Annotated in this window: 20 protein-coding genes and 1 other annotated feature; of the genes, 18 read left to right on the top strand and 2 right to left on the bottom strand. The window is 30.1% G+C overall.

All coding sequences use genetic code 11. From position 1 onward, the window contains the following. Positions 1 to 9 precede the first annotated feature (9 nt). From P8F83_RS12565 to P8F83_RS12510, 12 genes are all read left to right on the top strand, one after another. Positions 10 to 948, top strand: a complete 939-nt coding sequence (locus P8F83_RS12565; protein ID WP_326511423.1) for a metal ABC transporter substrate-binding protein — start codon at positions 10 to 12, stop codon at positions 946 to 948. 243 nt (positions 949 to 1,191) lie between these two features. After that, complete coding sequence (locus P8F83_RS12560; RefSeq protein ID WP_073018477.1) at positions 1,192 to 2,019, top strand: PRD domain-containing protein; 828 nt, start codon at positions 1,192 to 1,194, stop codon at positions 2,017 to 2,019. Positions 2,020 to 2,221: 202 nt separating this feature from the next. Continuing rightward, entirely contained in the window at positions 2,222 to 4,180 is a 1,959-nt protein-coding gene (locus P8F83_RS12555; protein WP_326514846.1) for a glucose PTS transporter subunit IIA, read from the top strand. Between the two features lie 140 nt (positions 4,181 to 4,320). Next, entirely contained in the window at positions 4,321 to 5,073 is a 753-nt protein-coding gene (locus P8F83_RS12550; RefSeq protein WP_326511422.1) for an ABC transporter ATP-binding protein, read from the top strand. After that, complete coding sequence (locus P8F83_RS12545) at positions 5,073 to 5,897, top strand: ABC-2 transporter permease (protein ID WP_326511421.1); 825 nt, start codon at positions 5,073 to 5,075, stop codon at positions 5,895 to 5,897. The genes P8F83_RS12550 and P8F83_RS12545 overlap by 1 nt, the downstream gene beginning before the upstream one ends. Before the next feature lie 12 nt (positions 5,898 to 5,909). Beyond that, the gene (locus tag P8F83_RS12540; protein WP_326511420.1) at positions 5,910 to 6,683 is read left to right on the top strand and encodes a hypothetical protein; all 774 of its coding nucleotides are present in this window, start codon (positions 5,910 to 5,912) and stop codon (positions 6,681 to 6,683) included. A gap of 18 nt (positions 6,684 to 6,701) precedes the next feature. After that, positions 6,702 to 7,397, top strand: a complete 696-nt coding sequence (locus P8F83_RS12535; protein WP_326511419.1) for a response regulator transcription factor — start codon at positions 6,702 to 6,704, stop codon at positions 7,395 to 7,397. Further along, positions 7,394 to 8,821, top strand: a complete 1,428-nt coding sequence (locus P8F83_RS12530; protein WP_326511418.1) for a HAMP domain-containing sensor histidine kinase — start codon at positions 7,394 to 7,396, stop codon at positions 8,819 to 8,821. Before P8F83_RS12535 ends, P8F83_RS12530 begins: the two co-directional genes overlap by 4 nt. A gap of 211 nt (positions 8,822 to 9,032) precedes the next feature. Next, entirely contained in the window at positions 9,033 to 9,869 is an 837-nt protein-coding gene (locus P8F83_RS12525) for an HAD family hydrolase (RefSeq protein WP_326511417.1), read from the top strand. Between the two features lie 111 nt (positions 9,870 to 9,980). Further along, positions 9,981 to 11,351 (top strand): MATE family efflux transporter, encoded by a 1,371-nt coding sequence (locus P8F83_RS12520; protein WP_326511416.1) that lies wholly within the window; start codon positions 9,981 to 9,983, stop codon positions 11,349 to 11,351. Between the two features lie 90 nt (positions 11,352 to 11,441). Beyond that, positions 11,442 to 11,691, top strand: a binding site (T-box leader). A gap of 56 nt (positions 11,692 to 11,747) precedes the next feature. After that, the gene (locus P8F83_RS12515; RefSeq protein ID WP_021800814.1) at positions 11,748 to 12,227 is read left to right on the top strand and encodes an Lrp/AsnC family transcriptional regulator; all 480 of its coding nucleotides are present in this window, start codon (positions 11,748 to 11,750) and stop codon (positions 12,225 to 12,227) included. After that, positions 12,224 to 13,387 (top strand): aminotransferase class I/II-fold pyridoxal phosphate-dependent enzyme, encoded by a 1,164-nt coding sequence (locus tag P8F83_RS12510; RefSeq protein ID WP_238906485.1) that lies wholly within the window; start codon positions 12,224 to 12,226, stop codon positions 13,385 to 13,387. The genes P8F83_RS12515 and P8F83_RS12510 overlap by 4 nt, the downstream gene beginning before the upstream one ends. A gap of 38 nt (positions 13,388 to 13,425) precedes the next feature. Here the strand turns inward: P8F83_RS12510 and P8F83_RS12505 are convergent, their stop codons facing one another. Next, on the bottom strand, positions 13,426 to 14,205 hold the full coding sequence (locus P8F83_RS12505; RefSeq protein WP_326511415.1) for a 3'-5' exonuclease: 780 nt from the start codon (positions 14,203 to 14,205) through the stop codon (positions 13,426 to 13,428). 167 nt (positions 14,206 to 14,372) lie between these two features. Here P8F83_RS12505 and P8F83_RS12500 point away from each other — a divergent pair, with 167 nt between their 5' ends. After that, entirely contained in the window at positions 14,373 to 14,618 is a 246-nt protein-coding gene (locus P8F83_RS12500; RefSeq protein WP_326511414.1) for a hypothetical protein, read from the top strand. Positions 14,619 to 14,679: 61 nt separating this feature from the next. Here the strand turns inward: P8F83_RS12500 and P8F83_RS12495 are convergent, their stop codons facing one another. Further along, on the bottom strand, positions 14,680 to 15,189 hold the full coding sequence (locus P8F83_RS12495; protein ID WP_073018490.1) for a GNAT family N-acetyltransferase: 510 nt from the start codon (positions 15,187 to 15,189) through the stop codon (positions 14,680 to 14,682). A 407-nt stretch (positions 15,190 to 15,596) separates the two neighbouring features. On the opposite strand from P8F83_RS12495, the gene P8F83_RS12490 reads away from it, so the two are divergent. From P8F83_RS12490 to P8F83_RS12470, 5 genes are all read left to right on the top strand, one after another. Beyond that, a complete protein-coding gene (locus tag P8F83_RS12490) occupies positions 15,597 to 17,243 on the top strand; it encodes a glutamate synthase-related protein (protein WP_326511413.1) in 1,647 nt (548 codons plus the stop codon). Positions 17,244 to 17,441: 198 nt separating this feature from the next. Beyond that, complete coding sequence (locus tag P8F83_RS12485; RefSeq protein WP_326511412.1) at positions 17,442 to 20,966, top strand: 5'-nucleotidase C-terminal domain-containing protein; 3,525 nt, start codon at positions 17,442 to 17,444, stop codon at positions 20,964 to 20,966. 181 nt (positions 20,967 to 21,147) lie between these two features. After that, a complete protein-coding gene (locus P8F83_RS12480) occupies positions 21,148 to 21,585 on the top strand; it encodes a LytTR family DNA-binding domain-containing protein (protein WP_326511411.1) in 438 nt (145 codons plus the stop codon). Positions 21,586 to 21,597: 12 nt separating this feature from the next. Next, entirely contained in the window at positions 21,598 to 22,032 is a 435-nt protein-coding gene (locus tag P8F83_RS12475; protein ID WP_326511410.1) for a DUF3021 domain-containing protein, read from the top strand. A gap of 291 nt (positions 22,033 to 22,323) precedes the next feature. Further along, positions 22,324 to 22,776 (top strand): GNAT family N-acetyltransferase, encoded by a 453-nt coding sequence (locus P8F83_RS12470; RefSeq protein WP_326514845.1) that lies wholly within the window; start codon positions 22,324 to 22,326, stop codon positions 22,774 to 22,776. Positions 22,777 to 22,849 lie beyond the last annotated feature (73 nt).

The raw sequence follows: 22,849 nt of genomic DNA, 5'->3' as shown, positions 1-22,849 counted from the left end.
AGTGTAAAAATGAATAAAAAATTTTTATCTGCCATGGTTTTGGCGCTAAGTGTCTCTATATTAGGAGGATGTGCTACCAAAACTAATAAGGCTGATAGCGGTAATAAAGATGACAAAGTTCAAGTTGTAGTTTCTTTTAATCCATTAAAGGAGTTTGTGGAAGCTGTAGGAAAAGATAAGGTTGATGTGCAAACTGTAATTCCAGAAGGGACAGAACCACATGATTTTGAACCAAAAGCAAAAGATATGGAAGCGATAAGTAAGGCTGATATATTTGTATATAATGGACTTGGAATGGAAGAGTGGGTAGAAAAAACTCTTGAGGCTGTAAAGAATAAGAATTTAAACATAGTAGTAGCATCTGATAACATAGATCCAATTAAGAATACTGATGAACATGAAGGTGAAGATGAGCATGAGGGAGAAGAACATGAACATGGGGAATTTGACCCACATACATGGTTAAGCCTTCAAAGTGCTAAAATAGAAGCAGAAAACATAAAAAATGCTTTAGTTAAAGTTGATGAAACTAATAAAGATTTTTATGAAGCTAACTATACAGAGTTTGCAGCTGAATTAGATACTCTTTATAATGACTATAAGACGAAGTTCGATTCAGTTTCTAACAAAGTATTTGTAACTGGTCATGCTGCTTTTGGATACTTATGCAGAGACTTTGGTTTAGAACAAAACAGTGTTGAAGATGTTTTTGCAGAAGGTGAACCAACTCCGCAAAAGTTAGAAAAACTTATAGAGTATTCAAAGACTCATAAAGTAAAAACTATATTTATGGAAGAGCTTGCAAGCCCTAAAGTTTCTGAAACACTTGCAAAAGAGGTTGGAGCAACTGTGGAAAAGATATACACAATTGAGAGTAAAGAAGACAATAAAAATTATATTGAGAGCATGAGAGATAATTTAGAAAAGATTTATAAAAGTCTTAAATAGAGAAAATAAAGTGTCAGAAGTCTGATTAATAGATTTCTGACACTAAGTTTTTTGTAAAATAATTTAAAACAAAATATTGATAATAAATAGAAGCTAGTATAAAATAATTGTACATTAATACATTAGAAGCCCTTCTCAGATTCAGTCTAAACATTTAGTTAAGGAATTTAATGAAACTCTTGAGAAGAAGAGTTTCTACAGAGCAGAAGTGCAAATCATTATTCAGTTATACTCGGAGGAAACATGGGAAATTATATAATTAAAAAGGTGTTAAACAACAATGTTGTAATTGCTGAAAAAGATAAAGAAGAGTTTGTCTTAGTAGGTAATGCAATAGGTTTTAATACTAATAAAGGTAAAAAGATTGAAGACAATAGAATAGAGAATATTTTTGTAAAGCAATCTGAAAAGCATAAGGAAAACTTTAATAAGGTATTAGAGAATGTTAGTAGTGAAATCATAGGTATTTCCGAAGAAATAATATCCTTATGCGAAAAAGAATTAAATGTGAAATTAAGTGAAGCCATACATGTTTCTCTCCCAGATCATATTAACTTTGCAATTAGAAGAGTTTCAGAAGGTATAAATATCGAAAATCCTTTTTTAAGTGAATTAGAAGCCTTATATCCTAAAGAATATAGATTAGCAGAAACCTCATTAAATATGATTAATAGAGATATTAAAGTGAACCTACCTAAAGGAGAAATTGGTTTTATATGTATGCATATAAAAGCTGCTATGGGTAATCAGAATGTTAGTGATACTTTAGCTTACACTAGGAAAATTGGAGAAGTTATGGAGTTTTTATATAAACTTTTAAATAAACCGGTTGATAGAGGAACTTTAAGTTATGTAAGAACTATAACTCATCTGAATTTTATGATTGAAAGAGTAATTAAGAAAAAATATATTAAAAATGAACTGCTTGACAACATAAAAAAAGAATACTATAATCAATACGACATTGCAATTAAGGTTGCTATGAAAATTGAAAATATATTTTCTTTAAAGGTGCCAGAAGATGAAATTGGATATATGGCACTCCATATAAATAGGATTAAAGAAATGTAATTAGTGTTACTATTAAATTAGGCACGAATTAAGAAATATAACTACAAGTATAGTTATGTTTCTTAGTTCGTGTTTTTTTGTTTTGGTATTAATTCTGTAAAAATAGGAATAATACAGAATTATATATAAATATTAATAATTTTTAGGAGGTATTATTTTGAAAAAACTTTTTTCAGTTCTTCAAAAAATAGGTAAATCACTGATGTTACCAGTATCAGTTTTACCAGCAGCTGGACTTTTATTAAGATTTGGACAGCCGGACTTATTAAACATTCCTTACATGGCTCAAGCAGGAGATGCTATATTTACTAATCTTCCAATGATATTTGCTGTTGGAGTTGCTATAGGATTTTCAGGTGGAGAAGCAGTAGCTGCATTAGCATCAGTTGTTGGTCAGCTTATACTTCAAGCAATTATAAAGGTTGCAAGTGCAGACGCAGCTTTATCATTAGCTACAAAAACTGCTTCGGAGCAAGGTATATCTTTAGATGCATTGATGCAAACCTCCGCATATGCTGATATAGTTTCTAAGACAAATATCAACATGGGTGTTTTTGGTGGAATCATAATAGGTTTAATTGCAGGTGTTTTATACAACAAGTTCCATGATATTAAGTTACCACAAGTTTTAGGTTTCTTTGGTGGAAAGAGATTTGTTCCAATAATCACATCTCTTGCAGCTTTAATTTTTGCAGCTGTTGGTGTTCAAATATGGGCTCCTATACAAGATGGAATTAATGTATTCTCTCAATGGGCAAGTTCATCAGTATTTGGTCCTGCATTATATGCGGCAGGTAAAAGACTTCTTATTCCAGTTGGTTTACACCACATGTATTATCCAACATTCCTTTATCAAGTTGGAGAATATGTATCTAATGGAGTAACTTACTTTGGTGATACAGCTAGATATTTCCATGGAGATCCAACTGCCGGAATATTTATGGCATCTGAATATCCAGTTTTAATGTTTGGTCTTCCAGGAGCAGCTGTAGCTATGATAGCAGCAGCTAAGAAGGAAAACAGAAAAAAAGTATCTGGTATGATGATATCAGCAGCTTTAGTTGCTTTCTTAACAGGAATAACTGAACCAATAGAGTTTTCATTTATATTCGTTGCACCGATACTTTTTGTATTCCACGTTGCAGCAGCTTTCTTATCAGGTATAATAACTAGTTTATTACAAATAAGACTTGGATACACTTTTTCAGCATCATTTATTGACTATTTATTGGGACTTAAGTTTGCTGGACACCCTGTGCTTATATGGCTTGTAGGTATAGCTTATTTTGCATTATACTTCTTCGTATTCTACTTTGTAATAAAAGCTACTAATGCTAAAACTCCAGGTAGAGAAGATGAAGGTAGTGAAGATATAGCACCTCTTAACTTCAAAGGAAGTGAAAGAGCAGCTAAGGTTTTAGAAGCTATAGGTGGAAAAGATAACATAGAAGTTTTAGATGCATGTATAACAAGACTAAGACTTACTTTAAAAGATCCAGCGGCAGTTGATCAAGGTACATTAAAAGCTTTAGGTGCTGCAGGTGTTTTAGTTGCTGGAAGCAATGTTCAAGCAATATTTGGAACAGAAGCAGAAAAGATTAAAGATGATATCAAAGCAATAATAGCAAATGGCGGATATGTTTCACAAAAAGCTGAAACTAAGGCTGAAAAAGTAGAAGAAGTTGAAGCAAAACCAGCAGTTAGTGCAGTAGCTGAATTACTTAATCCAATTGATGGTAAAGCAGTTGAATTATCAGAAGTTCCAGATGAAGTTTTTGCAGGAAAAATGCTTGGTGATGGATATGCAGTTGTACCATCAGACAACAAAGTATATGCTCCAGCAGACGGAGAAATCAAGGTTCTTTTCCCAACTAAACATGCAATAGCAATAGAAACGCCAGAAGCTTTAGAAGTATTAGTTCATGTAGGTATTGATACTGTAAGCTTAAATGGAGAAGGTTTCACTGCACATGTAAATCAAGGGGATAAAGTTAAAAAAGGAGATTTATTACTAACATTTGATAATGAGCTTATTAAAGAAAAAGCAAAAAGTAATATAACTCCAGTAATCATAACTAACATGAATCTAGTAACAGACATAAAATTAGATTTAGGGAATAAAAATCATGGTGATAAGGTAGCAACAGTACATATCAACTAGATTTGATAGAGGCCCATCAAAGTAAATTATGCTTTGATGGGCCTTTTTTGATGGAAATATTAGAAAACCTTATAAAATCTTTAAAAATTAGCTTTATTCTTATTTTAAAGAAAAAAATAAGAATAAAGGTGGTATTTATTTTGAGTAATACAAAGTTATGTGTAAAGAATCTTAATAAAAATATTGGGAGAAGAAAGATAATTCAAGATTTATCTTTTGAAGTAAACAAGGGAGATATCTGCGGATTTTTAGGTCCTAATGGAGCAGGAAAAACAACTACAATAAGGATGATAACAGGTCTTATAAAAGCAACTAGTGGAGAAATCACTATATCAGGAAAAAATATAGTAAGTAATAGGGGAGAAGCTTTAGAAAACTTAGGAGCAATAGTAGAGAGCCCTATATTTTTCCCTTATATGTCAGGAAGAAAAAATCTTCAAAATCTAGCTAGACTCAATAAAGGAATGGAAAGAAAAAAGCAGTTAGACAAGGTAGAAGAGGTTTTAGAAATTGTTGGATTAAAAGATAGAGCTAAGGATAAGGTTAAAACATATTCATTAGGTATGAAGCAAAGACTTGGAATTGCACAGGCTCTTTTAAATGATCCAGAGATAGTTATATTAGATGAACCTGCAAATGGTCTAGATCCAATGGGGATGAAAGAACTTAGAGAACTCATTATTATGCTTAAGGAAACAAAAGGAATAACCTTTTTTATATCTAGTCATTTATTAGATGAACTTCAACAAGTTTGTAATAAGTTAGTGCTAATAAAGGAAGGAGTATTAATTTGGACAGGAACTACAGAAGAATTAATTAAGGAATCAAGTAATAGTGGAAGATTGGAAGATGCATTTATAAATATAATGACAAGAAATGAGAGGATTATTTAATGAAAAACTTATTTGTATGTGAATTTGAAAGGATATGGAGTAAAAAAAGTACTTGGCTTTTGTTTTTATTAATTCCTTTTGTAATCCTAGCTTCGGGTAAATATTATTTATCACATAATCTTGAAGTAGGTTTAACAAGTGCAGAGTTTACTTCCGTTGGTAACTTTCCAGCCGCTACAATACAAGAGCAACTTATGACTTTTTTTAACGCTTCAGCACTTTTAATTATAGCTTTAGCTATAACAGAAGAATATAGAACCGGAGAAATAAGAATGGTATTAGTTAGATGCAAGTCTTTTGGACAGCTATTTGTTTGTAAGATATTTGCTATATTTACTACTATATTTATGATGCTTATTACTTATTTTATATGTAGTTTGGTTATTGGATATTTTCTTATGCCACGGGTAGATAATATAAAGATATTCTACTATGATGGGTTTTTCACTATATCTCAAAGTTTTATATATGGACTTAAATATTATAGTTATTCATTTATAACACTTTTAGCTTTTGCATCAGTAGGAATTTTTATTGGAATTATTAGTAGAAGTATAACAACAGCTATTGGATCAGGAGTAGGATTTTTGCTATTTTCACTTATTTATCCACAGTTAGTATATATATTTAGTTCCATAAAGGGTGTGGGAACTATGAAGATTCAAATGTTATCTATTACCCATATTCAACATATGGGAATAGCAATGGCATTAGGTGAAAGGTCTCTGTTTTTTGGATGGAGCACTTTAATATTAGTGGTTTATATAGTTGTGTTTATAACAACATCTTATGTGATATTTACAAGAAGTGATAAGAATATTTAGGAGGAGAGAACTATGAAGGATTTAGTAATTAGTGAATTAGAGAGAGTTTGGAGTAGAGGAAAAACTAAAGGGCTACTAATTTTATTTATAGGCGTAACAATTTTGTGGGGAGTTTTTATGAAACAATCTGATATGGGGTTTTATGATCCTGATACTATCATGAAACTTAATTCTCTAAATTTTGGAGTTTTTATTGTTAGAGATATTCATCCACTATTAGTTTTTGTTGTATTACCTATGCTTTATGTAGATTGTTTTAATGGGGAGCATAGTTTAGGATACTATAGAAATGTAATGATTAGACCTTATGAGAAGTGGCAGTTTATAGTTTCTAAAATAATTACTCAAATGATAGTTACATTTATAGTAGTTGTTATCATGTTTGTACTAACAACTATTTTAGGAAATTTATTTTTCAATAAAGTTGATAGTACAGAGTTCTTTAAAGTATCAGGAAACTTCAGTTTTCTTGGAGCTTTTATATATAGAGCAAAGTATTATTTTGTTGAGTTCGTTATATTAATTTCTGTTCTTTCATTAAGTGCTCTTATATGTACTATAATACCTAATGTGGTTTTAGCATTTATGAGTATAGTAGGATTTTTTATTGGGGGAATATATGTATTAGGAGATGATTTCTTTTTCTTCTTGAGTAGTGGAAAAGATATCTTTGATGTTTTAGGAAATGTACAATCTTATAATTTTTATATAATTATAGTATCATTTATAATAATAGGTATAACTTCAACTTTAACATTATGGAAGAGAAAAGACTTTTTGTATTAAATTTAAGAAGGTGATTTTATGCATGGAAGAATACTTATTTGTGATGATGAAAAAGAAATAGTTGATTTCATTGAAGATGCTTTAATTGATGAAGGATATGAAGTAATAACAGCTTATGATGGAGATATGGCTGTTGCTATGATTAATAAACAACCAGATTTAATTCTTCTAGATATTATGATGCCTGGTAAAGATGGGTATGAGGTTTGTAATAAAATAAGAGATAAAGTAAACTGTCCAATAATATTCTTAAGCGCAAAACAAGATGAAATGGATAAGTTAAAAGCATTAGCTTTAGGTGGAGATGATTATATAACAAAACCTTTTAGCATAAGAGAGCTTAAGGCAAGAGTATCTGCTCATATAAGAAGAGATAGACGAACTTATCAAGGGGAAAGAAGAAATATTATTTATTTTGGAAATTTAAGTATAGATATTTCAAGTAGAGAACTTTATTATGATAATGAGAAAACAGAGGTGCGTTTTACGAAAAAAGAGTTTGATATTATAGAACTTCTATGCTTGCATCCTATGCAAGTTTTCTCTAAAGAAAAGATATATGAAAAGATTTGGGGATATGATGCTGAAGGTGACTCCTCATCTGTTGCTGAACATGTGAAAAATATAAGAAATAAACTACTTGTAATTAATGAGAACTTAGATTACATCTCTACAGTATGGGGAGTAGGATATAAGTGGGAGAAAAATAAATGATTAAATACCTATCAATTAAAAAGCAGTTTGTTTTATGTTTTGTATTAATAATTTCTGTAAGCTTGATGTTGTCAATTATAACCTATGGTGGATACTTTATAGCTATGAGCAAAAATTTAATTCTTCCAAGTAATTATTATGAAAAAATGGTTCCTGGTATCATAGATTACATAGAGTCGCAAGGAACATCAGTTTTAAATAAAGTTAATCAGCTAGAATTAGAGACTGTGATTCCTAAAAGCGGTATTGAATATATAGTTTTAGATAACGAATATAATCCTATATATGGAGATATAGAAAAGATATCACCGAATGAAAGGAAATCACTAGAAGAAAATGAAAGTAGATATATACACGGACAAAATATAAGTATTTTTGAGTTTATAAAGAAAGATGGAGAGATAAAAGGAGCAATTTTAATAAGATATTCTTTGAAGGCCACAGCAAAAAATGAAAAGTGGAATTTCTTAGTTCCATCTGATGGAGCTCTTCTATTTTCTCCATTTATATATATAAGTATATGTACATGGATTTTTGTAAGAAGGTTTAGTAGAAATATAAATAAACCTATTGATGATTTAATAAATGCAGCTAAGAAGATAAAAGACAAAGATTTAGATTTTCACATGGAATATGAAGCTGATAATGAATTAGGAGAGCTTACTAAAGCTTTTGAAGCTATGAGAGATGAACTTAAGTCTTCATTAAATACTCAATGGTTAATAGAGCAGGAAAGAAGTGATATGATTGCTGCAATAGGACATGATTTAAGAACACCTCTTACAGTAATAAAAGGGCACGTTGAAGTTCTACAAGAGAGTAATTTTGATAATAAGGAAAGATTACACAAATATATAGATACTATAGCGAACAATACCAATAGAGCTATAAAACTAATTGAAGATATGAATATAATATCTAAATTAGAACGAATAGATTTTAATTTATCACCTAAAGATGTACACTTAGAAAATTTTGTAGAAGAGATAAAAAGTAATTATGAAGTTATATGTAAGAAAAAGAATATAAAGTTTTCAGTTGATTATATGGATTTTAATGAAGATAAATCAAATGTCAAAATAGATGTTTATAGGATAGGTCAGGTTTTAGATAATATAATATCAAATAGTAATAGATTTACGCCAGAAGGTGGGTTTATTAAGTTGAAAATTACTAATTATATTGATGAATTACATTTTAAAATAGAAGATAGCGGAATAGGATTCTCCTCGAAAGATAAAAAAAGAATCTTTGAAAAGTTTTATCAAGGAGATGAAAGCAGATCTAAGGAAAAAGGCCATTTTGGATTAGGTATGAATATAGCTAAAATTATAGTTGAAAAGCATGGTGGAGAAATTAAGGTGAAAAACAACGATGATGGTGGAGCGTGTGTTGAATTTTATATTAAAACTCAACTTTTGTGATTGTAGATAAATCAATCATGTATAGAGTAAAACATATAATATATAATAACAAAGTGTGAAGATATGAGTAATTTGGTTTTGTTATTTTACAAATATCTTAATAAAGAGGTATAATAAATACTAAAATATGAGATTTTAATAAAATGCTTAACTATAAAGACGTAAAAGTAATATTATAAATTAAATACTAAAGACAATTGGAGTTGATTAAGTGGAATTATTCATATCAGATCTTGATGGTACATTGCTAAACAGTAATAAAGAGATATCAGTTTATTCTAAAAATATACTAAATAATTTAATTGATGAAGGAATAAATTTTACAGTAGCAACAGCTAGAACACCTGCTACAGTAATAGATATTCTTAAAGATTTAAATATTAAATTACCCGTAGTTCTCATGAATGGGGTTATAATATATGATATTAATGAGAAAAGATATATAAATATAGAATCAGTTGAAAGGTTCTTAGTTCAAGATATACTAAAGGTTTTTGAGAAAAATAATAAAAGTCCTTTAGTTTATGGAATTAATGATGATGAGCTTTTTGTATATTATAAAGAATTTGTTTATGAAGTAGAAAAGGATTTTTACAAAGAAAGATGTAACAGTCCATATAAAACTTTTCTTAAGGTAGATGAGTATATTGAATCTACTAAGAATTCTGAAATAATAAATTTTATAGCTTATGATAGACTTGAAGTTATAGAAAATATATATGCTGAGCTTTCAAAACTAGAAGGAATAACAGTTGATTATTATGAAGAGATATATAGAAAAGGCTGGTACTATTTAGATGCATATAGTTCTAAAGCATCCAAAGCTAATGGAATAAAATTTTTATCAAGGTACGTACAAACAGATAAAGTAATATGCTTTGGAGATAACTTAAATGATATTCCTATGTTTAAGGTATCAGATGAAAGTTATGCAGTCAATAATGCAAATGATGTTTTAAAAGCTATGGCTACAGCAGTAATAGAAGGTAATAATAGTGATGCAGTTGCAAAGTTTATTGAGAAAAGAGTTAGAGAATCCCTTAAATAAAGGGATTTTTTTGTTGGAGAAAAATCTTATGGAAGAAAAGTTGCATTTGCAACTAAGAACTAATATAATATTAAAAGTGACTAATTTTTTAAATAAAAGGAGGTATTTTATATGAAGAAAAACAACGAGTTAGAGACTGAGAGTATAATAAAACTTCTTTTTAAGTTTTCTATTCCATCTGTAATTGGACTATTAGTTAATATTTTTTATAGCATAGTAGATAGAATATTCGTAGGAAGAGGAGTAGGCTCCATGGCCCTTTCTGGTGTTGCTGTTACTTTTCCAATAACGAATATAATAATGGCATTTGCAATGCTTGGTGGTGTAGGTGCAGCAGCAGTAGTTTCTATAAAACTTGGACAACATAAAGGTGAGGTCGCAGAGAAAGTTTTAGGGAATACATTTGTATTATTAATTATATTTTCATTGTTTATAACTATAACTGGACTTATATTTTTAAATCCTATTTTAGAGATTTTTGGGGCAAGTTCTGAAACCTTACCATATGCTAAAGATTTTGCAACAATTATATTATTTGGAGTTATATTTCAAGTAATTAGCATGGGGTTAAATAACATTATACGTGCAGAAGGAAATCCGAGAGTTTCTATGATGACTATGTTAATAGGAGCCATAGTTAATTTTATAGCTAATCCTATACTTATATTTGGTCTACATTTAGGAGTTAGAGGATCAGCTTTATCTACAGTACTTGCTCAAATAGTATCATCAACTTGGACAATAATGTATTTTACTAGAGGTAAGAGCTTATTAAAATTAAAGAAGGTAAATTTAAAGATTGATTTTAATATAGTAAAGCAAATATTAGCGGTCGGGATGTCACCATTTGCCATGCAGCTTGCAGCAAGTTTGGTTACAATTACTTTTAACAAAAGTTTAGAAAGCTATGGTGGAGATACTGCAATAGGGGCTATGGCACTTATAAATAGTGTAAGTATGCTTATACTTATGCCTATATTCGGTATAAATCAAGGAGCTCAACCTATAATTGGCTATAATTATGGAGCGAAAAATTATAATAGAGTTAAAGAGACTCTTAAATATTCAGTAATAGCAGCAACATGTATTACTGTTTTAGGATTTATTGTTGTTGAACTATTCTCTGTTCCAATAATAAAGGTCTTTAATAATACTGACGAAAACTTAATTCAAATGGGATCACAAGGATTAAGAATTCTTCTAATAATGTTACCTATTATAGGATTTGCCATAGTGTGTACTAACTATTTCCAAGCAATAGCTAAGGCAAAGCTATCTATGATATTAAGTTTGTTAAGACAAGTTATACTATTAATACCACTTATAATTATTTTGCCTAATAAGTTTGAACTAAAGGGTGTTTGGATGGCGCAACCAATAGCTGATTTGATGTCTGCAATAGTTGTTGGAATATTTATATTTAAAGAAATAAAAGGTATGAAAAAGAATGAAGTAAAAGAAATTGATATTTTATCAGCTTAATAGCTGAAAAGTAATAAAATTATTAATTATTACACAAAACTATTGAAATATTTTGATATTTAAGTTTATAATATAAAAATATAGATATAGTTAAAGATAATGATGAGAAAGAGTACATATAGAAAACTTTTAAGAGAGCTGAAGAATGGTGGAACTTTAGTAAGGGGTCTTTATGGAAGCAGTCTTTGAATCTTACATTGAGAACTTAAGAATTATTCTTAAACTAGATGTCAACGTCGACCTCGCGTTATAGAGGATGGAATATTAAAAGTATTCTAACTGAGTGAGCAATTTATTGCTTATTAGGGTGGTACCGCGGAGTAAAGTCTTCGTCCCTTTATTGGGATGAGGACTTTTTTTATTTAAAAAAATTTGATAAATAGGGGGCATTTTAAAATGGATGAAATTTTAGAGATTTTAGAAAAGAATAGTAGGTATACAGATGAACAAATAGCTGTTATGGCGGGAAAAACTGTAGATGAAGTAAGAGATGCCATAAAAGATTATGAGGAAAGAAGTATAATAGCTGGATATACTACTTTAGTAAATTGGGAAAATACAGGAAAAGAAACTGTGACTGCATTAATTGAAGTAAAGGTAACTCCTCAAAGAGGGGAAGGTTTTGATAAAGTTGCAGAAAGAATATATAAGTTTTCTGAGGTTAAAGCTTGTTATTTAATGTCTGGAGGTTTTGATTTAACAGTAATAGTTGAAGGAAAAACAATGAAGGACGTAGCTATGTTTGTATCTGAAAAGCTTGCAGTTCAAGAATATGTGTTAAGTACAGCTACACACTTTGTTCTTAAAAAATATAAAGATCATGGAACAATATTTAAAGAAAAGCAAATAGATGATAGGGAGGCTATATTTATATGATTTTAGAAAATATGATATTGGATAATGTTAAAAATATGCCTCCATCAGGCATAAGAAAATACTTTGATATGATAAATGAGATGAAGGATGTTATTTCACTTGGAGTAGGGGAGCCTGACTTTGTAACTCCTTGGAATGTTAGAGAAGCTGGTATTTATTCCTTAGAGCAAGGACATACACATTATTCTTCTAATGCAGGATTTGTTGAACTTAGACATGAAATTTCAGGTTATTTAAATAGAAGATTTAATTTAAAATACAATCCGGATGATGAGATAATAGTTACTGTAGGTGGAAGCGAAGGAATTGATATAGCATTAAGAGCTTTAGTTGGACCAGGGGATGAAGTTATAATTCCAGAACCAAGTTTTGTTGCTTATAAGGGATGTACTGCCTTTACTGGAGCAACACCTAAGGTTTTAAATTTAAGAGCAGAAGATGAGTTTAAATTAACTCCTCAGATGTTAGAGGAAGCTATAACTCCAAAAACAAAGGTGGTTATAGTTCCGTTTCCGAATAACCCTACAGGTGCAATAATGACAAGAGAAGAACTTGCAGGAATAGTTGAAGTTTTAAAAAATAAAGATGTAATAGTAATATCTGATGAAATATACGCAGAACTTTCTTATGGAGAGGAACATGTTTCAATAGCATCTTTTCCAGAAATGAGAGATAAAACTCTTGTTATAAATGGTTTTTCAAAGGCATATGCGATGACAGGCTGGAGACTTGGATATGTTTGTGGTCATCCTATTTTAATAGAAGCTATGAAGAAGATACATCAATATGCAATAATGTGTTCACCAACAGTTGCTCAATATGCAGCTATTGAGGCATTAAAAAATTCTGATAGTAGTGTTAGTAATATGGTTAAGGAATACAACAGACGTAGAAGAGTTTTGGTAGATGGATTTAGAAAGATTGGATTAGATTGTTTTGAACCTTTAGGAGCTTTTTATGTATTTCCAAGCATAAAATCCACTGGAATGTCATCAGATGAATTCTGTGAAAAACTTCTTATTCAAGAAAAGGTATTAGTAGTTCCAGGAAATGCATTTGGGGATTGTGGAGAAGGTTTCATAAGAGCCTGCTATGCATCATCTATGGATAATATAATAGAATCCTTAAAAAGAATTGAAAGATTCGTTAAAAATAATTAAGTATATAATATTTAAAACTGAGATTATTGAAGTTAATCTCAGTTTTTCTGTTTAGAAGTTGATATTTGAAACTGATTTGTTTTCCCCATTTTATAGGCTAATTCTATCATGGACTTTTCTTCATTAGTAAGTTCTCTTGAAAACATCTTTTCAAATTGATTAAATAAGCTATCTTTATCGAGTTTAGTTTTAGGCTCAGTATTTCTAGAGTTATTATAAGAATAACGTGAAATAAGTTTATTTAAGTTTGAAGAAGAGCCTTCACCAGAATTAGATGAGTTGATTTTTTTAAAGATTTCTGCTGTATATAAAGCATCATAAAACGCATCATGAAAATTATTGCTAGTAGGAATATCAAATATTTCAGTTGCAGAACTTAAGCCTATATTCATTCCTTTTTTTAAGGTAAGTTTATTAGAGGCATGTCTTTGAACGTTTATATATAGTTTTGGAAGCAGAGATACATCTAAATCATGATAAAGCGCATTTCTATAAAGTTCTTTTATATCAGATACTCCCCAAACACATAGTACGCTTTCACCATCAAAAAGTTTAGTTAAATCATTAAAAACCTCTTTAAAGGATTTTGAAGATGATAAGTCATTCATTGATAGGCCTGTTAACTTTTCCACATATGGATTTAATGTTTGGTATATCTCAGGTTTGATAAGTGAATTCATGGTAGATATAGTATTAAAGTTGGCATCTAATTTAATCAAACCTATTTGAATGATTTCAAAAGGAAATTTATAATTGATTTCATTTCCAGAAGTGTTAAGAGCTTGATTAAATTCTAAGTCTATTATTATATAGTTCATTTCTTTACTCCTAAAAAACATGTATAAGATTAATATTAGCTTATTAAAATATCTTTATGTAAGCCTTATAGTATTGATAATAATATAGTATTAAGTTATAATTCAATAAAAATATAAACATAATTGGAGGATAACTATAGAATATGTTGAAAATCTGGGGAAGAATTATGAAAAATGGCAAGATAATCAAAGATGATGTTGTTGTTTCAGATATAGATGGGACTTATCAAGAAAATTTAAAGCAATGCTTAATTCAGTTATGTGATAAATTTGATATCTCAAAACCTTACTGGTTACCTATAAATTTAGATCAATATAATCAAAGAAGCAAAACAATATTTAATGAACATAATTTCATAGAAGATATTGATTTTGATAAATTTGTCATTCAAGAAATAGATGATAAAAAATAACAAACGTTAAAAAGATGTATCATAAAACACAAATGTTTTTATATGATACATCTTTTTATATTTAAGCAGCAATATTTAAAAACTCATCTATTGATATTGAATATTGGGCTTCAACCTTAAAATCTTTCTCTTTTTTAAATCCTATATTCTTAAAAACATTCATGGAACGATGATTTTTATATTTGATTTTTGCAATAACTTTATCTGCCCTCCAGTGAAAAAATGAGTGTTTTAATCCTTGGAAGATTGCATTTGTACCAAGACCCATACCCCACTTTTCTTTTTCTCCTATAACGATAACCATTTCTACAACCTTTCCTTTAGGAATAAGTTTAAGAAATCCAATTGGAGAATCATCACCTATAGTTAAAATAAAGAAACTTCCATTTTGACTAAATAAATGAGTTAAAACAGGCAGGTTCACCCTGCTCATGACTTGTCTAATGCTATTACCTACATTCTGATCTTCATTTAGATATTGAGTTACATCTGAATCCTCTAACCATTTTATAAGTTCAAAGGCATCTGATGAAAAAACTTCCTGCCGTAATAGCACATTACCAGCCTTCATTAATACATCTCTCCTTAAAATATAATAAAAAACCTATAAAAATAGGTTTCCACTTATATGGAAATACTATCACCAAAATTATGATTAGTAAAATAGATAAAATAGTGTTAGGGAAGTTTAACTTCGGAAGTTAGCATATATCTTAACTTATCTTCTAAATCAGTACTGCACTATAAAGATAGATGATTTATAAAACGAAAAATAACAAATCATAAAGAAAAATGTTCATTTTATTAAAGAATATTAAGAAAATTAATGATATAATACAAATATATCAATTAATTGTTGATAATTTTAAATGTATTAACTGATTAGGATTTGGTTTTTAAGTTTTGTTTAATGGCCATAAATAATGGCATTAATATATAAATTAAATACTTAGTGTATATTTTGAAGGAGGAAACTTAATGTTACAGTATCAAAAAAACAACGACGTTTTAGGAACCGTTAACAGAGGAAATCCAGCAGAATCGGGGCTATGCACTCTATGTAGAGCAGATTGTAATGGAAAATGTGAAAATTGGATGTCAAGTATGAAGGGAAGAAAAATACTGTATCCAAGAGATTTTGGAAAAGTTACAGCAGGAAGCTCTAATATAAATCATATTGGTGTCAGTTATAGTAATATTAGAATTCAAGGATATAACTACGGAGCAAGTGGACTTGCAGTAAATCTGACTAATAATGCAGATGATTGCATATTCCCTAACGTTAGTTTAGAAACTGAGTTTGGAAAAACACATAAAACAAAATCAAGAATTCCTATTATGACAGGGGCATTAGGGTCAACATTTATTGCACAAAAATATTGGAGATCTTTTGCTGTTGGAGCAGCTTTAGTTGGTTTTCCTATAGTAGTTGGAGAAAATGTAGTAGGAATAGATAAAGATGCAGTTATAGAAGGTGGAAAGATAGTTAAGGCTCCAGAATTAGATAGAAGAATTAAAGAATATTTAAAATATTATGATGGATATGGTGCTATAATCATTCAAATGAATGTTGAAGATACTAGAAATGGTGTAGCGGAATACGTAATAAATAAATATGGAGATAATGTAATTATAGAATTAAAATGGGGACAAGGTGCAAAAAATATAGGTGGAGAAATACAGGTTAATTCCCTAGAATATGCGTTGTTCTTAAAAGATAGAGGATATATAGTAGATCCTGACCCAAGTATAAAAGAAGTTCAAGAAGCCTTTAAAGCTGGTGCTATAAAAGCTTTTGCAAGACACAGTAGACTAGGATATACAGACTTAAATAGTGTTGATGAAGTAAGAGAAGAGTTTATGAAGTCAATAGAAGGATTAAGAAGTTTAGGTTATAAGAGAATTAATTTAAAGACAGGCTCTTATGGAATGGAAGCTTTAGCTATGGCTATAAAGTTTGCAACAGAGGCTAAACTTGACTTACTTACAATTGATGGTTCAGGAGGAGGTACAGGAATGAGTCCATGGAACATGATGGAGTCATGGGGTGTACCATCAATAAATCTCCATGCTAAAGCTTATGAATATGGAAAAATATTAGAGGACTTAGGTTATGATGTAGTAGATATGGCATTTGCAGGTGGACTTGCTAAAGAAGATCAAATATTTAAAGCATTAGCATTAGGTGGTCCATTTACTAAGTTAGTTTGTATGGGAAGAGGATTAATGATACCAGCCTTCCTAGGAGCAAATATAGAGGGGGTTCTATATCCAGATAGAAAGGATGAGATAAATGGTAATTGGAATTCAATGCCTAAACATATTTTAGATGAATTTGGAGGTACTCCTGAAAAAATATTTGCAGGTTACTACGATGTAAAGAAAAAAATAGGGGAAGAGGAAATGAGAAACATTCCACTTGGGGCTATAGCTGTATGGACTTTAGCAGATAAACTTTCAGCAGGCTTACAACAGCTTATGGCAGGTGTAAGAAAGTTTAATGTAAGTGATATTTCAAGAGATGATATATTCTCAGCTAATAGAGAAACGGAAAAAGAGACTGGAATTAAATTCATGACTGATGTAAAAGATGAAATTGCAAAAGAAATATTAAAAAGAAAATAATTAAACAAACTTTAGGGAAAGATGTTGTAAACTTATATTTAATTAGTTTGCAGCATCTTTTAACTTTACATAAAATATAGAAAATTTATTTAACATTAAGATTACAAATGTGTTAAAAATTAACATAATATTAACAACATTTTCCTTTGAACTGAATTAGACTATACTTGAGAGTCTAAAAAAGAAGGGGGAAACATTTTGTTTAAATTTTTTAAATCAAAAAAGCTTATTTCTTCACTGGTTGCTTTGTTTATTGGTTTTAACTTAGCAACACCGACACTTAAGGCATTTGCGGAAACTGGTAGCGATTCCATAAATGTAGAATTATTAGCTACAAGTGATCTACATGGGAAGTTTTTCACATGGGATTATGCAACTAACAAAGAGGATAAGACAGGTAGTATGGCGCAACTTCAGACTATACTTAAAGGGCTTAGAAGCAATAATCCTAATTCCATTTTAGTTGATGCTGGAGATACTATACAAGGTAACTCATCTCAATTATTCTTAAACGATCCAATTCATCCAATGATTCTTGGCATGAATGAAATGGGATATGATACTTGGAGTTATGGTAATCACGAATTTAATTATGGAGTTCCTACTCTTAAAAAGATTACTTCTGAATTAAATTCAAAGACAACAGCTTTATGTGCAAATGTATACGAAAAAGATGGCGTAACAAGAGTTGCAGAACCTTACAAAATTGTTGAAAGACCGGGATTAGATGGTGATACAGTTAAAGTTGCAATATTAGGAATGGTTACTCCTAATATTGTAAGATGGGATGCTGCTAATTTAAAAGATTACGTAGTAACAAATCCTGTTGATGAAGCAAAAAAATTAATACCAGAACTTAAAGAAAAAGCTGATGTAATAATTGCGGTAGTTCATATGTCAGAAAGTAATGAATATGATGAACAAGGGTCAGGAGCTATAGATTTAGCAAATGCTTGCCCTGATTTAACTGCAATAGTTGCAGCACACGAACACAAAGCAATGAATCAAACATTCCATAATAATATTTTAACTACCGAAAACAAAAATGGAGCAGCAACTTTAGCTCAAATGAATATAAAACTTGTTAAAAAAGATAATAAATATGTAGTTGAAGATAAAACAAAAGATGTTACATCTAAACTTGTATGGGTTCAAGATCAAACTACAAAAGCTATAAACTATGAAGCAGATACAGATTTATCTTCTAAGTTTATGCCGTACCATGAAAGAGCGAAAGCAGATGCAGAAACAGTTATAGGAACACTTAAAGGTGGAGACTTAGTACCATCAAATGAGGTAAGTGGAATTCCTAGCGCTCAAGTTCAAGATACAGCTATGATTGACCTTATAAATAATGTTCAAATGAATTACACTGGTGCAAAAGTAGCTTCTTCTGCAATGTTTAATGCTAATGCAAACATCAAAGAAGGAAATATTCAAAAATCAGGATCAGCATTAATCTATCCATATGATAATACTTTATATAAACTTCAAATGAATGGAAAACAACTTAAAGCTTATATGGAATGGTCAGCGAAATACTATAATCAATTTAAACAAGGAGATTTAACAATATCCTTTAATCCAAATGTAAGAGCATATAACTATGATATGTTTAGCGGAGTTAAATATGATGTTGATATATCTCAGCCAGAAGGAAGTAGAATTAAAAATCTAACCTGGGCAGATACAGGAAAAGCAGTTAAAGATGATGAAAGTTTTATTATTGCAGTAAATAATTATAGAGCTAACTCACATCTTCTAAAAGCTGGAGAAGTATATAAACAAGGAGAAGATCTTCCAAAGCTTATAGAAAGCGATGTACAAGGTGGAGTTGGAGTAAGAGACTTAATAGGACAATACATTAAAGATGTAAAAGGTGGAACTATTACTCCAGAAGTTGATAATAACTGGAAGATAATAGGCAACAATTGGGACTCTGTACAAAGAGCTACAGCAGTTAAGTTAATAAATGATGGTACATTAAAATTACCAACATCAGAAGATGGTAGAACTCCAAATGTTAAATCTATAAACTTTAGTGATTTAAAAGGATTAGGATATAAAAATATTGATGTGGTATCCTTTAATGATTTCCATGGTTCACTTAAAGAAGAGGGGAAAAACATTGGAGCAGCTAAATTAGCTCAAGCTATAAATGATGTAAGAAAATCAAATCCTAACACAATAGTTGTTGCTGGAGGGGATATTTACCAAGGAAGTGCTATGTCAAATCTTAAATATGGTAAGCCAGTATCAGATATGCTTAAGGCTATAGGAATTGAGGCATCATCAGTAGGAAACCATGAATTTGATTGGGGGCTAGATTATATAAATCAATGGGCAAAAGATGGAGAATTTGATTTCTTAGCATCTAATATATATGACAAAGCTACAGGAAAACCTGTAACTTGGGCAAAACCTTATAAGGTAATAGAAAAAGATGGAGTAAAAGTTGGTCTTATTGGACTTACTACACCAGAAACAGCATACAAAACAAAACCTGAAAATGTTAAAAATTTAGAGTTTAGAGATCCAGTTAAAGCTGGTAATGAATGGGCTGCTAAGCTAAAAAGCGGTGAAGTTCCAGAAGGTAAAGTTGATGTAGTAATAGCTTTAACTCATCTTGGAGCAGCTCAAGATTCAAAAACTGGAGTTATTACTGGGGAAGCAGCAGATTTAGCTAAAGGTGCAGTTGGAATAGATGGAATAATTGCTGCACATACACATTTACAAGTAAGTGGAACAGTTAATAACATTCCGATAGTTGAAGGTTATTATAATGGAAGATCACTTGCGAGATTAACTATAAACTTAGATTCAAGCAACAAGATTTTAGGGGTAACACCATCTAGAGACGATCTTTATACAAGAGTAGGTACTTTAGCAGTTGATGGTACAGTTAAGGGGATTGTTGATAAATATAATGAAGAATTAAAACCTATACTTGATGAAGTTGTTGGTAGCACAGATAAGGATCTAACTCATGATAAAAATGCTCCAGGAGTTTCACTAATAGGACAATGGACATCAGATGTTATGAAAGCAAAAGCTGATACTCAAATAGCTATAACAAATGGTGGTGGACTTAGAATACCATTAATCGAAAAAGGTAATATCACTATGGGTAAAATGTATGAGTTGATGCCATTTGATAACACCTTAGTAAAAATGGAACTTAAAGGTTCAGATTTAAAAAGAGTTTTAGAAAATGCTATAGGAAATGAATCCATAGGATGGGGACAATTCACAGGAGTAAAGGTATATTATGATATAAATAAACCTTTAGGAAGCAGAATATTAGGAATGTACCTAATGGACGGAACTAAGGTTGATATGGATAAGTACTATACTGTAGTTACTAATGACTTTATGGCAACTGGCGGAGACGGTTATGACTTTACTGGTGCTAAGAATGTATTAGATACAGGAATTCCAATAAGAGAAGCCCTAGTTGAAAGCTTAAAAGAACTAAAAGCTAAGGGTAAAGAATTATCAGTTACTAAAGTAGAATATGCAATAGCTGGACAACCTCCAATATCAGGTGGAAATGAAGAATCACAAACTCCAGGAAATAATGGTGGAGAAACATCAGGAGGAAATCTTCCAAAAACAGGTTCATTAATAGATTTAGATACTTTGGGAGGATTGGGAGCAGTTATAGCAGTCCTTGGAACAGTTGTATTAGTTAGAGAAAAGAGAAGAAGAAAAACAATAGCATAACTTATAACAGATATCAAGAGGCCCATCAAACAAGAAAGTTGTTTGATGGGTCTTTTTTGTAGTTAAGTATTAAATATTGCAACTTACCATTCATATATTACAACTTACTATAGAGACTATTGAGTGGAGTAAATCACAGGCATATACTATAGATGTAATGAGAAAGACAAGGGGGAGTGAAATGAAGATTACTATTGAGAATATTCCAGATGAATGTGAACCAGAGATAATAATAAGATGTAATGAGCCAGATGAATCATTATTACAACTTATTTATTCCATCAAATCATCTAATAAAAAACTTATTGGAGTTATAGATTCGCAATTGCATGTTATCAATCCTAAAGATGTGTTTTATTTTGAGTCAGTGGATAATAAGGTTTTTATTTACTGTAAGGACAAGGTTTTTGAATCTAGGTTAAAGCTTTATGAGATAGAGGCAGAATATAAAAATGGAGATTTTTTTAGAGCTACAAAATCAACGATTTTGAACATTACGAAAATAGCATCTATAAGTCCTATATTCTATGGAAAATTTGAAGCTTCACTTCAAAATGGAGAAAAGGTGCTTATTTCTAGACAATATGTTCCTGTATTAAGAAAAAAATTAGGATTATGAGGAGGATTTATTATGAATTTAAGTAGATATATTAAAGATATAACTAAAGATATTTTTACAACTTGTGGTTTGTTAACTGGTGCTATTGTTTTATTTTCGAGTCTTTATTCTAGAGATATGATCGAAATATCATTTCTTTTACAGGCTATATTGTTATCATGTGCATATACCTTTTACAAGTTTGCACTTATAAACAAATATGATTTCAAGAAAAAAGCTCAGCTTATTAATTTTTCTGTATTCTCTTTTCTTGCATATAGTATGGTTATAATATGGTTATTCTTATTTACTACTAACAGTAATATTGATAGAAGGCTCATGATACTTTATGTTTTAGTGATAGGTATTGTAAAGGTACTAGTATATGTGATGATGAATATCAATGGAAATATACAAGCAAAACAGCTTAATGAAAAGCTTAGTAAGTACAATGAAGGAAAGATATGAGTAATTAAAAGTACTTTTGTAGGTTTGGTAAGTTTATGAAGAGGTAGAATTCATCGCTTTAGTACTAATATGTGAGCATATAAGTGAATTTAATAATAGGACCTTCTTTACTATAATATAAGTAAGATGATTGAAAAGTGAGGTTTTATTATGAAAGATATTATTATTAGAGAGGCACAAGATAAGGATATTAGTAAAATAGCGACGCTTATTTACAATACTGAGCCAGATCCTAAATACGTTTGAGGGGGAGAAACTCCTGAGGAAACATTAGAAAACTTAGAAGAATTAATCAGAGAAGAAGATTCAAGGTATAGTAAAGAAAATATAACTGTAGCTGCTTTTAATGATGAAGTTTTAGGTGCAATAGTTATGATACCCTATGAAGATTTAGATAAACTAACAATTAGAACTGATTTTAGAGTTATTAATTGGGTTGAAGGATTAAGAGATAAGCTCTATTTTTTGATGAAAAGAGTTAATTATATAAGATTTCGTGAATGTAAAAAAGGTGATTTATATGTATCTAATATTGCAACTTCATCTAGAGCAAGAGGTTTAGGAATAGGTAAAGCTCTTATGAAATATGCTGAACAAACCGCTAAGAAGGAAGATTATAATGGTGTTTCGCTATTAGCTAAGAATGAACAGGTATCAAAATTCTATGAGAAGTTAGATTACAAAAAGATATATGATAAGATTACCTTCGGTGAAAGAATAATAAAGATGGCTAAGTTTGTATAAGATAAGAGATGTTGTGTGATATCATACAGCATCTTTTTTGTTTTCTTCATATAATCTTTAAAAAAACTTGATA

The sequence above is a fragment of the Clostridium intestinale genome (genome assembly GCF_035905475.1).
Classification (GTDB): Bacteria; Bacillota; Clostridia; order Clostridiales; family Clostridiaceae; genus Clostridium_T; species Clostridium_T intestinale.
Note: the sequence above shows the minus strand (reverse complement) of the source record. Positions and strands in the feature narration are given on the sequence as shown.

What these genes read in the sequence shown, in the direction of transcription:
- P8F83_RS12565 (WP_326511423.1), top strand. Translation starts at nt 10, where the DNA reads ATGAATAAAAAATTTTTATCTGCCATGGTTTTGGCGCTAAGTGTCTCT.
- P8F83_RS12560 (WP_073018477.1), top strand. Translation starts at nt 1,192, where the DNA reads ATGGGAAATTATATAATTAAAAAGGTGTTAAACAACAATGTTGTAATT.
- P8F83_RS12555 (WP_326514846.1), top strand. Translation starts at nt 2,222, where the DNA reads ATGTTACCAGTATCAGTTTTACCAGCAGCTGGACTTTTATTAAGATTT.
- P8F83_RS12545 (WP_326511421.1), top strand. Translation starts at nt 5,073, where the DNA reads ATGAAAAACTTATTTGTATGTGAATTTGAAAGGATATGGAGTAAAAAA.
- P8F83_RS12540 (WP_326511420.1), top strand. Translation starts at nt 5,910, where the DNA reads ATGAAGGATTTAGTAATTAGTGAATTAGAGAGAGTTTGGAGTAGAGGA.
- P8F83_RS12535 (WP_326511419.1), top strand. Translation starts at nt 6,702, where the DNA reads ATGCATGGAAGAATACTTATTTGTGATGATGAAAAAGAAATAGTTGAT.
- P8F83_RS12530 (WP_326511418.1), top strand. Translation starts at nt 7,394, where the DNA reads ATGATTAAATACCTATCAATTAAAAAGCAGTTTGTTTTATGTTTTGTA.
- P8F83_RS12520 (WP_326511416.1), top strand. Translation starts at nt 9,981, where the DNA reads ATGAAGAAAAACAACGAGTTAGAGACTGAGAGTATAATAAAACTTCTT.
- P8F83_RS12515 (WP_021800814.1), top strand. Translation starts at nt 11,748, where the DNA reads ATGGATGAAATTTTAGAGATTTTAGAAAAGAATAGTAGGTATACAGAT.
- P8F83_RS12510 (WP_238906485.1), top strand. Translation starts at nt 12,224, where the DNA reads ATGATTTTAGAAAATATGATATTGGATAATGTTAAAAATATGCCTCCA.
- P8F83_RS12505 (WP_326511415.1), bottom strand. Translation starts at nt 14,205, where the DNA reads ATGAACTATATAATAATAGACTTAGAATTTAATCAAGCTCTTAACACT.
- P8F83_RS12500 (WP_326511414.1), top strand. Translation starts at nt 14,373, where the DNA reads ATGAAAAATGGCAAGATAATCAAAGATGATGTTGTTGTTTCAGATATA.
- P8F83_RS12495 (WP_073018490.1), bottom strand. Translation starts at nt 15,189, where the DNA reads ATGAAGGCTGGTAATGTGCTATTACGGCAGGAAGTTTTTTCATCAGAT.
- P8F83_RS12490 (WP_326511413.1), top strand. Translation starts at nt 15,597, where the DNA reads ATGTTACAGTATCAAAAAAACAACGACGTTTTAGGAACCGTTAACAGA.
- P8F83_RS12480 (WP_326511411.1), top strand. Translation starts at nt 21,148, where the DNA reads ATGAAGATTACTATTGAGAATATTCCAGATGAATGTGAACCAGAGATA.
- P8F83_RS12475 (WP_326511410.1), top strand. Translation starts at nt 21,598, where the DNA reads ATGAATTTAAGTAGATATATTAAAGATATAACTAAAGATATTTTTACA.